This is a genomic window from Pseudomonas sp. H3_E07 (genome assembly GCF_054668895.1).
On the sequence record NZ_CP162795.1, the window covers coordinates 1,490,186 to 1,505,621 of the forward strand.

Consider the following 15,436-nt stretch of genomic DNA (forward strand, 5'->3'; position numbering starts at 1 on the left):
GTCCCGTGAATCGACCAGCATCAGGCCTGACCATGGCCAAGCGTGAGCAAATGTTTCAAAACCCGGCATACCGCCCTCTGAAACCGACGCTGCCTGGCTTGCGCCCGCCCCTGCACGTTGCAAAAGGTCTCGGCGCCAGTGTACAAATGGCTCGCTGCTGTCTGGAAATTGTCTTCAAAAGCGCTCCGGCGCCCTTCTTGAACACCCTTAAAAACCGTAGCCCTATTGGTAAGACGCGACATTTAATTATAAGATCGCGCCTTCCCCTATTTCGTCGCCCCGTGCGGCTTTCGCCGCAGGTCTCGCCCGTTGTCACAATAAACAAGGCTTTGAGTATCTGCGGTCTGTTGCAAAAAGGTAGTTAATGATGAGCGCAAGGCACTTTCTCTCCCTGATGGATTGCACGCCCGAAGAGCTGGTCAGCGTGATCCGTCGAGGCATTGAGCTTAAAGACCTGCGTAACCGCGGCGTACTGTTCGAGCCTTTGAAAAACCGCGTGCTCGGCATGATCTTCGAGAAGTCGTCGACCCGCACCCGCGTGTCGTTCGAAGCCGGCATGATCCAACTGGGTGGCCAAGCCATCTTCTTGTCTTCGCGCGACACCCAACTGGGTCGTGGCGAGCCGATCGCCGACAGCGCAAAGGTGATGTCGAGCATGCTCGACGCCGTGATGATCCGTACCTTTGCCCATAGCACTGTGACCGAATTTTCCGCCAACTCCCGCGTACCGGTGATCAACGGCCTGTCCGACGATCTGCACCCGTGCCAATTGCTGGCTGACATGCAGACCTTCCTTGAGCACCGAGGCTCGATCCAGGGCAAGACCGTGGCCTGGATCGGCGACGGCAACAACATGTGCAATAGCTATATAGAAGCGGCGATCCAGTTCGATTTCCAACTGCGCGTTGCCTGCCCGGAAGGCTACGAGCCTGACGCGCGCTTCCTGGCACAGGCCGGCGACCGCGTGACCCTTGTCCGCGACCCGCGTGACGCCGTGATCGGCGCACACCTGGTGAGCACCGACGTCTGGACCTCCATGGGCCAGGAAGACGAAACCGCCAAGCGCCTGGCCCTGTTCGCCCCGTACCAGGTGACCCGCGCCCTGCTCGACCTGGCCGCGCCAGACGTGCTGTTCATGCACTGCCTGCCGGCCCACCGTGGCGAAGAGATCAGCACCGACCTGCTCGACGACCCACGCTCGGTCGCTTGGGACCAGGCTGAAAACCGCTTGCATGCGCAAAAAGCGCTGCTCGAATTCCTCGTTCCGCCGTCGTACCACCACGCATGAGCCATTCATTACTGCTGAACCTGCGCAATCTGGCATGCGGCTATCAAGATCAACGGGTGGTGCAGAATCTCAACCTGCACCTCAATGCCGGTGACATTGGCTGCCTGTTGGGCTCTTCGGGTTGCGGCAAGACCACCACATTACGCGCGATTGCCGGGTTTGAGCCGGTACACGATGGCGAGATCAGCCTCGCGGGCGAAGTGATTTCCAGTGCCGGTTTCACCCTGGCACCGGAAAAACGCCGTATTGGCATGGTGTTCCAGGACTACGCGCTGTTTCCTCACCTGAGCGTGGCCGACAACATCGCCTTTGGTATTCGCAAACACCCGCAGAAAGACCGCGTGGTGGCCGAGTTGCTGGAGCTGGTCAACCTGAAGAACCTGGGCAAGCGTTTCCCCCATGAGCTTTCCGGCGGCCAGCAACAACGCGTCGCCCTCGCCCGCGCCCTGGCGCCGGAACCGGCCCTGTTGCTGCTGGATGAGCCGTTTTCCAACCTGGACGGCGAACTGCGCCGCAAGCTCAGTCATGAGGTGCGCGACATCCTCAAGGCACGCGGCACCAGTGCGATCCTGGTGACCCACGACCAGGAGGAGGCCTTTGCCGTCAGCGACCAGGTCGGGGTTTTCAAGGAGGGCCGTCTTGAGCAGTGGGACACGCCCTACAACCTCTATCACGAACCGCAGACGCCTTACGTTGCCAGCTTTATCGGCCAGGGTTACTTCATCCGTGGCCAATTGAGTTCGCCGGAATCGGTCAGCACCGAACTGGGCGAGTTGCGCGGCAACCGCGCCTACACCTGGCCTATCGGCGGCGCAGTGGATGTGCTGCTGCGCCCGGACGATATCGTCTACGCGCCTGACAGCGCGTTGAAAGCGCGGATCATCGGCAAGACCTTTCTTGGCGCGTCGACCTTGTACCGCCTGCAACTGCCGACCGGCGCGCTATTGGAGTCGATTTTCCCCAGCCATGCCGATCATCAGGTCGGCGCGGATGTGGGGATCCGTGTGGCGGCCGAACACTTGGTGCTGTTTCAGGCCTCAGGCAGCACCGCCGCGCAGATTCCTCAGAGCGAGTCCGGCGTGCGGCGCCACAGCCCCGCCCACTGAATAGCTGACGAAACCGGCTTAACCATGTGGGAGCGGGCTTGCTCGCGAATGCGGAGATTCAGTCAGCACATCTTTGACTGATACACCGCATTCGCGAGCAAGCCCGCTCCCACATTTTGATTTCATGCGTTTCAAACGAGATTCAGGCCCGGCCAATCGGCGCGAATTTGGCCTGGGTATGCTCAGCCAACACCGCCGCCGGCAACTCCACTTCCAACCCTCGCCTCCCCGCACTGACAAAAATCGTCGCAAACGGCTCAGCCGTCACATCGATAAACGTGCGCAATCGCTTCTTCTGCCCCAACGGACTGATGCCGCCCAACAGGTAACCGGTTGAACGCTGCGCTGCCGCCGGGTCGGCCATTTCGACTTTCTTGACGCCCGCAGCGTGAGCCAGGGCCTTCAGATCCAGACTTCCGACGACCGGCACCACCGCCACCAACAATTCGCCCTTCTCGCTGCTCGCCAACAAGGTCTTGAACACTTGCGCCGGATCGAGCCCCAACTTTTCCGCGGCCTCCAGCCCATAGGAAGCCGCCTTCGGGTCGTGTTCATAACTGTGGATACGATGTTCGGCGCGAACTTTTTTCAACAGGTCCAATGCGGGGGTCATGACGTCTCCGGGCGTGGCAAACAGATGGCCAATTCTAGGCCAAGCCCACGCAAAACGCTCTAGTCCGCCCACTCTTAAGGTGCAGGCACCTTGTGGCAAGCGTGATCATTCACCAGACCAATAGTTTGAAAGTGACTGGCAGTTCACTTTCGACCTTTGACAGCCGTCATTCTTGTCTATATTTTTTCGTTTCCGAATACTGTAGGAATACACCTGCAGCACCGAAGCAGTAAGCCGTGACCGGGATGGGGATCCTTGCCACGGTGAAAATCGCGCAACAATCCGTTGAGGTTGTGCGCCAGACAAGAACAACAACTGAGGTTTTCCATGACAACTGCTCTTCAACAACCTTCACTTTCGAGCCAATGCATGGCCGAATTTCTGGGGACTGCGCTTCTGATCTTCTTCGGTACAGGATGTGTCGCTGCGCTCAAGGTCGCGGGTGCCAGCTTTGGCTTGTGGGAGATCAGTATCATCTGGGGGGTCGGCGTCAGCATGGCGATCTACCTGAGCGCCGGGATTTCCGGGGCCCACCTTAACCCCGCCGTCAGTATTGCCCTGTGTATTTTCGCTGACTTCGACAAGCGCAAACTGCCCTTCTATATCCTTGCCCAGATTGCCGGCGCCTTCTGCTCGGCGGCCTTGGTGTACACGCTCTACAGCAACCTGTTTTTCGATTACGAACAAACCCACCACATGGTCCGCGGCTCCCAGGCCAGCCTGGAGTTGGCGTCGGTGTTCTCTACTTACCCCCATGCACTGCTGAGCACCGCCCAGGCGTTCCTGGTGGAAATGGTCATCACTGCCATCCTGATGGGCGTGATCATGGCCCTGACCGACGACAACAACGGCCTGCCCCGCGGCCCGCTGGCCCCGCTGCTGATCGGCCTGCTGATCGCGGTGATCGGCAGCGCCATGGGCCCGTTGACAGGCTTTGCGATGAACCCCGCGCGGGATTTCGGGCCCAAGCTGATGACCTTTTTCGCGGGCTGGGGTGAAATGGCCTTTACCGGTGGCCGCGATATTCCTTACTTCCTGGTGCCGATTTTCGCGCCGATCGTTGGCGCATGCCTCGGTGCTGCAGCCTATCGCGGGCTGATTGCCCGTCATCTGCCGAGCGCCGCACCTGCTATAGATGAAGAAACACCTGACACGGCTGTCAACGGCAAGACCCGTATTTCCTGATAGCGCCAGCCTGGACGCACCTGCCCTTTTTGCGGCCCAGGCTGATTACCGATTTTCTTATTTTCCAAGGCATTCGACATGACCGATATTCAGAATAAGAACTACATCATCGCCCTTGACCAAGGCACCACCAGTTCCCGGGCGATCATCTTTGATCGTGACGCCAACGTGGTCTGCACTGCCCAGCGTGAATTCGCCCAGCATTACCCACAAGCAGGCTGGGTCGAACATGACCCGATGGAAATCTTCGCCACCCAGAGCGCCGTGATGGTCGAAGCCCTGGCCCAGGCCGGCCTGCACCATGATCAGGTCGCGGCCATCGGCATCACCAACCAGCGTGAAACCACCGTGGTGTGGGATAAGGTCACCGGTCGCCCGATCTACAACGCGATCGTCTGGCAGTGCCGCCGCAGCACCGAGATCTGCCAGCAGCTCAAGCGCGATGGCCACGAGCAGTACATCAGCGACACCACCGGTCTGGTTACCGACCCTTACTTCTCCGGCACCAAGCTCAAGTGGATCCTCGACAACGTCGAAGGCAGCCGCGAGCGTGCGCGCAACGGCGAACTGCTGTTCGGCACCGTCGACAGCTGGCTGATCTGGAAATTTACCGGCGGCAAGACCCACGTCACCGACTACACCAACGCCTCGCGCACCATGCTCTTCAACATCCACACCCTGGAGTGGGATGCGAAGATGCTGGAAATCCTCGACATCCCGCGCGAGATGTTGCCGGAAGTGAAGTCTTCCTCCGAAATCTACGGCCGCACCAAAAGCGGCATTGCCATCGGCGGTATCGCCGGTGACCAGCAGGCCGCGCTGTTCGGCCAGATGTGCGTCGAAGCCGGCCAAGCCAAGAACACCTACGGCACCGGCTGCTTCCTGTTGATGAACACCGGCGACAAAGCGGTTAAATCCAAGCACGGCATGCTCACTACCATTGCTTGCGGCCCGCGTGGCGAAGTGGCCTACGCTCTGGAAGGCGCCGTGTTCAATGGTGGTTCCACCGTGCAGTGGCTGCGTGATGAGTTGAAAATCATCAACGACGCCCACGACACCGAATACTTCGCGGGCAAGGTCAAGGACAGCAACGGCGTGTACCTGGTGCCCGCCTTCACCGGCCTGGGCGCCCCGTACTGGGACCCCTACGCCCGTGGCGCACTGTTCGGTCTGACCCGCGGCGTACGCGTGGACCACATTATTCGTGCAGCCCTGGAGTCGATTGCCTACCAGACCCGCGATGTACTCGACGCCATGCAACAGGATTCGGGCGAACGCCTCAAAGCCCTGCGCGTGGACGGCGGCGCAGTGGCCAACAACTTCCTGATGCAATTCCAGGCCGACATCCTCGGCACCCAGGTCGAGCGCCCGCAAATGCGCGAGACCACCGCACTGGGCGCGGCCTACCTGGCAGGCCTGGCGTGCGGCTTCTGGGGCAGCCTGGAAGAGTTGCGCGGCAAGGCCGTTATCGAGCGCGAATTCGAACCGCAGTTGGACGAAGCGGCCAAAGAAAAGCTCTATGCCGGCTGGCAAAAAGCAGTCAGCCGCACCCGTGACTGGGAGCCCCACGAAGGGGCTGAATAAGCCAACATCCGGTTGTAACTGGCAGGGAGCGGATTCCTGCGTCATCATGGGCCACTTTTGTATGGCAGCCCAAAGGACGCCCCATGAATCTGCCTCCCCGCCAACAACAAATCCTCGAGTTGGTCCGCGAACGCGGCTACGTCAGCATCGAGGAAATGGCGCAGCTGTTCGTTGTCACCCCGCAAACCATCCGCCGCGATATCAACCAGCTGGCGGATGCCAATCTGCTGCGCCGCTACCACGGTGGCGCGGCCTATGACTCCAGTGTCGAGAACACTGCGTACGCCATGCGTGCTGACCAGATGCGCGACGAGAAACAGCGTATTGGCGAAGCGATTGCCGCGCAGATCCCCGATCACGCCTCGCTGTTCATCAATATCGGTACCACCACCGAATCCATCGCCCGTGCGTTGCTCAACCACAATCACCTGAAAATCATCACCAACAACCTCAACGTCGCCACCATGCTCAGTGCCAAGGACGACTTCGACGTGCTGCTGACCGGCGGTAACGTGCGCCGTGACGGCGGCGTGGTGGGCCAGGCGAGTGTCGACTTCATCAACCAGTTCAAGGTCGACTTTGCTCTGGTGGGCATCAGTGGTATCGATGAAGACGGCAGCCTGCTGGATTTCGACTACCAGGAAGTGCGGGTTTCCCAGGCGATCATCGCCAATGCGCGTCAGGTGATCCTGGCGGCAGACTCCAGCAAATTCGGGCGCAATGCCATGATTCGACTGGGCCCGATCAGCCTGGTGGATTGCCTGGTGACCGATCAACAGCCCGTGCCGGCGTTGGTGCAGTTATTGAATCAGCACAAGGTTCGGTTGGAAGTGGTTTAAACACTGGATATCTCTGGCGCCTGTACCGCCGCCTTCGCGAGCAAGCCCGCTCCCACATTTGACCGGATTCTCATGCTGGAACTCGGTCAATGTGGGAGCGGGCTTGCTCGCGAAGGCTATCTATCCCCCCATTTCCTCAAGCCTGTCCCCGGCTCATGTTCACAAATTTTCCTTTTCCCGCCCTTCGATGAGTTTTTTCAATCGAAGTCGGCTGGCTGCGCGCGCGTTTATCAGCTACCATTTTCGCAAATGAACATTAATGTTCGAATTCCAAGACGAAAAAATCGCGAGGCCAGCCGATGAACCCTTCCACCTTGCCTGCTCCACCGCTTGCCGAAGTCTATGACGTTGCCGTTATCGGCGGCGGGATCAATGGCGTCGGCATTGCAGCGGACGCAGCCGGTCGCGGTTTGTCGGTATTCCTTTGCGAAAAGGACGACCTGGCCAGCCACACCTCATCCGCCAGCAGCAAGCTGATCCACGGCGGCCTGCGCTACCTCGAACATTATGAATTCCGCCTGGTGCGCGAAGCGCTGGCCGAACGTGAAGTGCTGCTGGCCAAGGCCCCGCACATCGTCAAGCAGATGCGCTTCGTGTTGCCGCATCGCCCACACCTGCGTCCGGCATGGATGATCCGCGCCGGCCTGTTCCTCTACGACAACCTCGGCAAGCGCGAAAAACTTGAGGGTTCCAAAAGCCTGAGGTTCGGCCCCGACAGCCCGCTGAAAAGCGAAATCACCAAGGGCTTCGAATACTCCGACTGCTGGGTCGATGACGCCCGCCTCGTCGTGCTGAACGCCATGGCCGCCCGTGAAAAAGGGGCGCACATCCACACCCAGACCCGCTGCATCAGCGCACACCGCAGCAACGGCATGTGGGAAATGAACATGGAACGCGCCGATGGCAGCCTGTTCTCAATCCGTGCCCGCGCATTGGTGAACGCCGCCGGCCCATGGGTCGCCAAGTTCATCAAGGACGATCTGAAGCAGGATTCGCCTTACGGCATCCGCCTGATCCAGGGCAGCCACCTGATCGTACCGAAACTGTACGAAGGCGCCCACGCGCACATCCTGCAGAACGAAGACCAACGCATCGTCTTCACCATTCCGTACCTGAACCACTTGACCATCATCGGCACCACCGACCGCGAATACACCGGTGACCCAGCAAAAGTGGCGATCACCGAAGGTGAAACGGACTATATGCTCAAGGTGGTCAACGCGCACTTCAAGAAACAACTGAGCCGCGACGACATCGTCCACACTTACTCCGGCGTGCGTCCACTGTGCAACGACGAATCGGACAACCCGTCGGCCATTACCCGCGACTACACCCTGGCACTGTCCGGCGGCACAGGCGAAGCGCCGATCCTGTCGGTGTTTGGCGGCAAGTTGACCACGTATCGCAAGCTTGCCGAATCGGCGATGGCGCAGTTGGCACCGTATTTCACTCAGATGCGCCCAAGCTGGACCGCCAAGGCCAGCCTGCCTGGCGGCGAAGACATGACCACGCCAGAGGCCCTGGCCGAGGCCATTCGCAGCAAATTCGACTGGGTGCCAAGTGAGATCGCGCGCCGCTGGTCCACCACCTACGGCAGCCGCACCTGGCGCTTGCTGGAAGGCGTGCAGTCGTTGGCGGACCTGGGCGAACACCTGGGCGGTGGCCTCTATACCCGTGAGGTTGATTACCTGTGCGCTGAGGAATGGGCGACCCAGCCTCAGGACGTGCTGTGGCGCCGCACCAAGCTGGGTCTATTCACCACGCCGGCAGAACAGGCCAACGTGCAGCGCTACTTGTCGACCGTTGAGCAGAATCGCAGCAAGATCGAAGCCGCCTGACGGATCGCTACTATAAAAAGCCCCTGCGCTGAAAGGCTCAGGGGCTTTTTTTCGCATTCGGTTTTCCGAACGTCACAGTGCCATCTATTCGGTTTGCCGGACCTCAGTCCTGAAAAAACATCGTCACACAAACTTAATCACCCTATAAATCATAGAGTTAACCTTTTATCTCGGGCCTGGCACGACTCATGCTCTACACTCTTGGACGATTGCCTGGAACGCTTCAGGAGCCGTCACGGGCATTCGCTGTACAAGAGAGCCGTTTAGCCGGCTTCATAAAAAAAACAAATGTCGAGGAAGTATTGATGCGCATCGTTCCCCATATTCTGGGCGCAGCTATCGCTGCTGCTCTGATCAGCACTCCAGTTTTCGCCGCCGAACTCACCGGCACGCTGAAAAAGATCAACGACTCCGGCACCATCACTCTCGCTCACCGCGACAGCTCCATTCCGTTTTCCTACATCGCGGATGGTTCGGGCAAACCCGTGGGCTACTCCCACGACATTCAGTTGGCCGTCGTCGAGCAACTGAAAAAAGACCTGAACAAACCCGACTTGAAAGCCAAGTACAACCTGGTCACTTCGCAAACCCGTATTCCGCTGATCCAGAACGGCACCGCGGACCTCGAGTGCGGCTCCACCACCAACAACGCCGAACGCGCCCAGCAAGTTGATTTCACCGTCAACATCTTCGAAATCGGCACCCGTCTGCTGGTCAAGAAAGACAAGGATGGCAAGCCGTCCTACGCTGACTTTGCCGACCTGAAAGGCAAGAACGTCGTGACCACCGCCGGCACCACGTCCGAGCGCATCATCAAAGCGATGAACGCCGACAAGCAAATGGGCATGAACGTCATCTCCGCCAAAGACCATGGCGAATCCTTCCAGATGCTGGAAAGCGGCCGCGCCGTTGCCTTCATGATGGACGACGCCCTGCTGGCCGGTGAAGAAGCCAAGGCCAAGAAGCCGGACGACTGGGTCATCACCGGTACTCCGCAGTCCTTCGAAGCCTACGCATGCATGGTGCGTAAAGACGACCCGGCCTTCAAGAAAGCGGTCGATGACGCCATCGTTGCCCTGTACAAATCCGGCGAAATCAACAAGATCTACAGCAAGTGGTTCGAGAGCCCGATCCCACCAAAAGGCCTGAACCTGAACTTCCCGATGAGCGACAAGGTGAAGGAGCTGATCGCCAACCCAAGCGACAAGCCAGCGCCTGACGTAAAAATCTGATACCTGACTAAGCTTATCTCCTGAGGGAGCCAACCCTCCCTCAGGCGTCTGTTACTACCTGCTGGCTTTAATTGGAACACTCGACCTGGCGGTTTTCGAGCCGATCGTGTGTGCCTGGCGTTCACCGTCAGGCGGGAAAGGATCTTCCCCAAGCGGGTGCTTGTACATCGATCGATTTCGAGGGGAGACCCTAATGAATTACAACTGGGACTGGGGCGTGTTCTTCAAGTCCACTGGCGTGGGCAGCGAGACTTATCTCGACTGGTACATCGCCGGCTTGGGCTGGACCATCGCCATCGCTGTCGTGGCATGGATTATCGCCTTGCTGCTGGGGTCCATTCTGGGCGTCATGCGCACCGTGCCAAACCGCATCGTATCGGGCATCGCGACCTGCTACGTGGAACTGTTTCGTAACGTGCCGTTGCTGGTGCAGCTGTTCATCTGGTACTTCCTGGTACCCGACATGCTGCCGCAGAACCTGCAGGACTGGTACAAACAAGACCTCAACCCGACCACCTCGGCCTACCTGAGCGTTGTCGTGTGCCTGGGCCTGTTCACCGCCGCCCGTGTGTGTGAGCAGGTGCGTACCGGTATCCAGGCGCTGCCACGCGGCCAGGAATCCGCCGCGCGCGCCATGGGCTTCAAGCTGCCGCAGATCTATTGGAACGTGCTGCTGCCGCAGGCCTACCGAATCATCATTCCACCGCTCACCTCGGAATTCCTCAACGTCTTCAAGAACTCCTCCGTGGCGTCCTTGATCGGCCTGATGGAACTGCTGGCGCAAACCAAACAGACCGCCGAGTTCTCGGCCAACCTGTTTGAAGCCTTCACCCTGGCCACGCTGATCTATTTCACCCTGAACATGAGCCTGATGCTGCTCATGCGCCTGGTCGAGAAGAAAGTCGCAGTGCCCGGCCTGATCTCCGTGGGGGGTAAATAATGGACTTCGATTTCAGCGGCATCATCCCCGCTATCCCAGGCCTGTGGAACGGCATGGTCATGACCTTGCAGTTGATGGTCATGGGCGTAGTCGGCGGCATTGCGCTGGGTACGGTCCTGGCGCTGATGCGCCTGTCGTCCAGCAAACTGCTGTCCCGCGTGGCCGGCGCTTATGTGAACTACTTCCGCTCGATCCCGCTGCTGCTGGTGATCACCTGGTTCTACCTGGCGGTGCCGTTCGTATTGCGCTGGATCACCGGCGAAGACACCCCGATCGGTGCGTTCACCTCCTGCGTCGTGGCCTTCATGATGTTCGAAGCCGCGTACTTCTGCGAGATCGTACGGGCCGGCGTGCAGTCGATCCCCAAAGGCCAGATGGCAGCAGCACAGGCCATGGGCATGACCTACGGCCAGACCATGCGCCTGATCATCCTGCCCCAGGCGTTCCGCAAGATGACCCCGTTGCTGCTGCAACAGTCGATCATCCTGTTCCAGGACACCTCGCTGGTCTACACCGTGGGCCTGGTGGACTTCCTCAACTCCGCCCGCTCCAACGGCGACATCATCGGCCGCTCCAATGAGTTCTTGATCTTCGCCGGTGTCGTCTACTTCATCATCAGCTTTTCCGCCTCGCTGCTGGTCAAGCGTCTGCAAAAAAGGTTTGCCGTATGATCTCTATCAAGAATATCAACAAGTGGTATGGCGACTTCCAGGTGCTGACCGATTGCAGCACCGATGTCAAAAAAGGCGAAGTGATCGTGGTGTGCGGGCCGTCGGGCTCGGGTAAGTCCACCCTGATCAAGTGCGTCAACGCGCTGGAACCGTTCCAGAAGGGCGACATCGTGGTCGACGGCACCTCCATCGCCGACCCGAAGACCAACCTGCCGCAGCTGCGTTCGCGCGTGGGCATGGTGTTCCAGCACTTCGAGCTGTTCCCGCACCTGACCATCACCGAGAACCTGACCATCGCGCAGATCAAGGTACTCGGTCGCAGCAAGGAAGAAGCGACCAAGAAAGGCCTGCAACTGCTTGAGCGTGTGGGCCTGTCGGCACACGCCCACAAGCACCCGGGCCAGCTTTCCGGCGGCCAGCAACAACGTGTGGCAATTGCCCGCGCCCTGGCCATGGACCCGATCGTCATGCTGTTCGACGAACCGACCTCGGCCCTCGATCCGGAAATGGTCAACGAAGTACTCGACGTAATGGTGCAGCTGGCCCAAGAAGGCATGACCATGATGTGCGTGACCCACGAAATGGGCTTCGCCCGCAAAGTGGCCGACCGCGTGATCTTCATGGACGCCGGCAAGATCATCGAAGACTGCCCGAAAGAAGAGTTTTTCGGCGACATCAGCGCCCGCTCCGAACGCGCGCAGCACTTCCTTGAGAAAATCCTGCAGCACTAAAAAAGCCACAGCTTGCTCCTCCTATAGGAGCGAGCTTGCACGCGAAAAACGGCAACGATGACGCGCACATCCTGGATGAACGCGGTGCCCTTGGTTTTTTCGCGAGCGAGCTCGCTCCTACAGGAAGGGTGAGCGGTAGCTGACCCAAGGCATCTGTGATGAAATGCGACCCCAACCAATTTCGCGCCGCACCGCCATCACTTGCCGTGAAACCACGCCTGATCCGCCAACTGTTCCTGCCGCCGTTGATCATCGCCCTGATGATCGGCCTGGGTTATATCGGCTTCTGGGTCAGCGAGTACTACGGCATCCGCACCCTCAGCGACACTGGCGAACGCCAGCTGGAGCTGCATGCCCGCACCGTCGAAAGCGAACTGAGCAAATACACCTACTTGCCCAGCCTGTTGGAACTGGAGTCCAGCGTGTCCGCGCTGCTGGCCGACCCCAATCAGGAAACCCGCAAGACCGTCAACGATTACCTCGAAGGCCTGAACCGACGCAGTCGCAGCCGGGCCATCTACGTGATGGACACCACCGGCCGCGTGCTGGCCACCAGTAACTGGCGTGATGCCGACAGTTACCAGGGTGAAGACCTGTCCTTCCGCGCCTATTTCCAGAACGCCGTGCGTGGCCAGCCTGGCCGTTTCTACGGCATCGGCAGCACCAACGGCGAACCCGGCTACTACTTGGCCCACGGCCTGGAAGAGCATGGCAAGATCATCGGCGTCGCCGTGGTCAAGGTGCGCCTCGAAGCCCTGGAGGAACGCTGGCAACGCGCGCGCCTCGAAGCCTTTGTGAGCGACGAGAACGGCATCATCATCCTCTCCAGCGACCCGGCCCGCCGCCTCAAGGCTGTGCGTCCGCTGAGCGATGACGTCAAGGAACGCCTGGCCCACAGCCTGCAATACTACTGGGCGACGTTGAACGAGCTGGAACCCCTGGCCCGCGAGCGCCTCAACGAAGGTACCGAGAAACTGACCTTCCCGGCCAACAGCGAAGTGGTGAACGACGAGCACGAAGTCAGCTACCTGGCGCAAACCCGCCCGCTGAATGACACACCCTGGAATTTCACCCTGCTCACCCCGCTCAACGACCTGCGCCGTGCGGCGATCAACCAAGGCATTTTGGTGGCCGTCGCGTTTGGCCTGGTGGCGTTTTTGCTGATTGCCTGGAACGAGCGACGCAAAGTCATCGCCACCCGCCTCGCCGCGCGGGAAGCCCTGCAGGAAGCCAACAGCCAGCTGGAACGACGGATTGCCGAACGCACCGCCGACCTGCGTGCCAGCAACGAACGGCTCAAGGGCCAGATCCGCGAACGGCGCCAGGCCGAGGAGACGCTGCGCCGCGCCCAGGATGAACTGGTGCAGGCCGGCAAGCTGGCGGCCATCGGCCAGATGTCGACCAGCATCGCCCACGAATTGAACCAGCCCCTGGCAGCCCTGCGCACCCTGTCCGGCAACACCGTACGCTTCCTGGAGCGCGGCGCCCTGGACACCGCCAGTGCCAACCTCAAAACCATCAACGAACTGATCGACCGCATGGGTCGCATCACCGCCAGCCTGCGCTCCTTCGCCCGGCGCGGCGATGACCAGGGCGAAGCCAGCCTGGCCAAAGCGGTAGACGCGGCTTTCCAAGTACTCGGCGCACGCCTGGACAGCCTACCGCTGACCCTGCACCGCGACTTTTCCCACGCGCAATTGCAAATCGACCAGACGCGCCTGGAGCAGATCCTGGTCAACCTGATCGGCAATGCCCTCGACGCTATGCAGGCTCAGCCGGCTCCCGAGCTGTGGCTGGAAGGCAGCAGCGCCGACGGTAAATACCGCCTGCACGTGCGCGACAATGGCCACGGTATCGACCCGGAGGCGCGCAAGCATTTGTTTGAACCGTTCTTCACCACCAAGCCCGGCGAGCAAGGCCTGGGCCTGGGCCTGACCCTCTCCGCCAGCCTGGCGGCGGCCACCGGCGGCAACCTTGCCGTGGAACACCCGGCCAGTGGTGGAACGGCCTTTGTCTTGTGCCTGCCGTTGGCGGGCGCTCAAAAAGCTGAGTCGACATGAATACAGACGCTAAAGCCATTAAAGACGAGCTCACGGTGCTGATCGTCGAAGACGACCCCCATGTACTGCTCGGCTGCCAGCAGGCCCTGGCCCTGGAAGACATTCCCAGTGTCGGCGTAGGCAGCGCTGAAGAGGCGTTGAAGCGCATCGGCGAGAACTTCGCCGGCATTGTGATCAGCGACATCCGCTTGCCCGGCATTGACGGCCTGGAGCTGCTCACCCGTCTCAAGGCTTTGGATAAAAGCTTGCCGGTGGTGCTGATCACCGGGCACGGCGACATCTCCATGGCCGTCGGCGCCATGCGCAACGGCGCCTATGACTTCATGGAAAAACCCTTCTCCCCCGAACGCTTGGTGGACGTGGCCCGCCGCGCCCTTGAACAGCGCGGACTGGCGAGGGAAGTCTGGTCGCTGCGCCGCCAATTGGCCGAGCGCGATTCGCTGGAAGGCCGCATCATCGGCCGCTCACCGGCCATGCAGAACCTGCGCGAGCTGATCGCCAACGTGGCCGACACCTCGGCCAACGTGCTGATCGAAGGCGAGACTGGCACCGGCAAGGAACTGGTTGCGCGCTGCCTGCATGATTTCAGCCGGCGTCATGCTCACCAGTTCGTCGCGCTGAACTGCGGCGGCCTACCGGAGAACCTGTTCGAAAGCGAGATTTTCGGTCACGAAGCCAATGCCTTCACCGGCGCCGGCAAACGTCGTATCGGTAAGATCGAACACGCCCACGAAGGCACGCTGTTCCTCGATGAAGTGGAAAGCATGCCGATCAACCTGCAGATCAAGCTACTGCGAGTTTTGCAGGAGCGTACCCTGGAACGCCTGGGGTCGAACCAGAGCGTGGCGGTGGATTGCCGGGTGATCGCCGCCACCAAGTCTGACCTCGATGAACTGAGCCGTGCCAATCAGTTCCGCAGCGACCTGTACTATCGCCTCAACGTGGTGACCCTGGAGCTGCCGCCGTTGCGCGAGCGCCGCGAAGACATCCTGCAGCTGTTCGAACATTTCCTTCAGCAGTCGTCGCTGCGTTTTGACCGCAGTGTGCCGGAGCTGGACAACCAGACCCTGTCGAGCCTGATGAGCCACGACTGGCCGGGCAACGTGCGTGAACTGCGCAACGTCGCCGAACGCTTCGCCCTCGGCCTGCCGGCCTTCAAGAAAAGCGGCACCAGCAGCGGCAGCCAAGGCCTGGCTTTCACCGAGGCAGTGGAAGCGTTCGAACGCAACCTGCTCAACGACGCCTTGCAACGCAGCGGCGGCAACCTGACCCAGGCCAGTCAGGAACTGGGGATGGCCAAGACCACGCTGTTCGATAAAGTCAAAAAATACGGGTTGAGCCACTGATGG

At 60.1% G+C, this 15,436-nt stretch carries 13 protein-coding genes; 12 read left to right on the forward strand and 1 reads right to left on the reverse strand.

The features are described from left to right. Positions 1-367: 367 nt before the first annotated feature. Together argF and AB4O08_RS06855 are read left to right on the forward strand one after the other, a co-directional pair. Entirely contained in the window at positions 368-1,288 is a 921-nt protein-coding gene (argF, locus tag AB4O08_RS06850; protein ID WP_010212747.1) for an ornithine carbamoyltransferase, read from the forward strand. Further along, the gene (locus AB4O08_RS06855; protein ID WP_010212748.1) at positions 1,285-2,394 is read left to right on the forward strand and encodes an ABC transporter ATP-binding protein; all 1,110 of its coding nucleotides are present in this window, start codon (positions 1,285-1,287) and stop codon (positions 2,392-2,394) included. Before argF ends, AB4O08_RS06855 begins: the two co-directional genes overlap by 4 nt. A gap of 142 nt (positions 2,395-2,536) precedes the next feature. On the opposite strand, the gene ybaK is transcribed toward AB4O08_RS06855, so the two are convergent. Then, positions 2,537-3,007 carry a Cys-tRNA(Pro) deacylase gene (ybaK, locus tag AB4O08_RS06860; protein WP_010212749.1) on the reverse strand — a complete coding sequence of 157 codons (471 nt, stop codon included), beginning with the start codon at positions 3,005-3,007 and terminating at the stop codon, positions 2,537-2,539. A 327-nt stretch (positions 3,008-3,334) separates the two neighbouring features. Between ybaK and AB4O08_RS06865 the strand changes: the two genes are divergently transcribed. The 10 genes from AB4O08_RS06865 (at position 3,335) to aauR (ending at position 15,433) form a co-directional block, all read left to right on the forward strand. Then, positions 3,335-4,192, forward strand: coding sequence for an MIP/aquaporin family protein (locus tag AB4O08_RS06865; protein ID WP_010212751.1), 858 nt, complete (start codon positions 3,335-3,337; stop codon positions 4,190-4,192). A gap of 78 nt (positions 4,193-4,270) precedes the next feature. Next, entirely contained in the window at positions 4,271-5,776 is a 1,506-nt protein-coding gene (glpK, locus tag AB4O08_RS06870) for a glycerol kinase GlpK (protein ID WP_010212752.1), read from the forward strand. 83 nt (positions 5,777-5,859) lie between these two features. Then, positions 5,860-6,615, forward strand: a complete 756-nt coding sequence (locus tag AB4O08_RS06875; RefSeq protein ID WP_010212755.1) for a DeoR/GlpR family transcriptional regulator — start codon at positions 5,860-5,862, stop codon at positions 6,613-6,615. A 299-nt stretch (positions 6,616-6,914) separates the two neighbouring features. Beyond that, positions 6,915-8,453: a glycerol-3-phosphate dehydrogenase gene (glpD, locus tag AB4O08_RS06880; protein WP_460114768.1), complete on the forward strand. Its 1,539-nt coding sequence runs from the start codon at positions 6,915-6,917 to the stop codon at positions 8,451-8,453. A gap of 305 nt (positions 8,454-8,758) precedes the next feature. Beyond that, positions 8,759-9,685 carry a glutamate/aspartate ABC transporter substrate-binding protein gene (locus tag AB4O08_RS06885; protein WP_010212760.1) on the forward strand — a complete coding sequence of 309 codons (927 nt, stop codon included), beginning with the start codon at positions 8,759-8,761 and terminating at the stop codon, positions 9,683-9,685. 193 nt (positions 9,686-9,878) lie between these two features. Then, positions 9,879-10,625, forward strand: coding sequence for an amino acid ABC transporter permease (locus AB4O08_RS06890; protein WP_010212762.1), 747 nt, complete (start codon positions 9,879-9,881; stop codon positions 10,623-10,625). After that, on the forward strand, positions 10,625-11,296 hold the full coding sequence (locus AB4O08_RS06895; RefSeq protein WP_010212763.1) for an amino acid ABC transporter permease: 672 nt from the start codon (positions 10,625-10,627) through the stop codon (positions 11,294-11,296). Before AB4O08_RS06890 ends, AB4O08_RS06895 begins: the two co-directional genes overlap by 1 nt. Then, on the forward strand, positions 11,293-12,027 hold the full coding sequence (locus tag AB4O08_RS06900; protein ID WP_010212765.1) for an amino acid ABC transporter ATP-binding protein: 735 nt from the start codon (positions 11,293-11,295) through the stop codon (positions 12,025-12,027). The genes AB4O08_RS06895 and AB4O08_RS06900 overlap by 4 nt, the downstream gene beginning before the upstream one ends. A 158-nt stretch (positions 12,028-12,185) precedes the next feature. Further along, positions 12,186-14,087 (forward strand): two-component sensor histidine kinase AauS, encoded by a 1,902-nt coding sequence (gene aauS, locus AB4O08_RS06905; protein WP_010212767.1) that lies wholly within the window; start codon positions 12,186-12,188, stop codon positions 14,085-14,087. A 65-nt stretch (positions 14,088-14,152) separates the two neighbouring features. Then, positions 14,153-15,433, forward strand: a complete 1,281-nt coding sequence (gene aauR, locus AB4O08_RS06910; protein WP_231501111.1) for a two-component response regulator AauR — start codon at positions 14,153-14,155, stop codon at positions 15,431-15,433. Positions 15,434-15,436 lie beyond the last annotated feature (3 nt).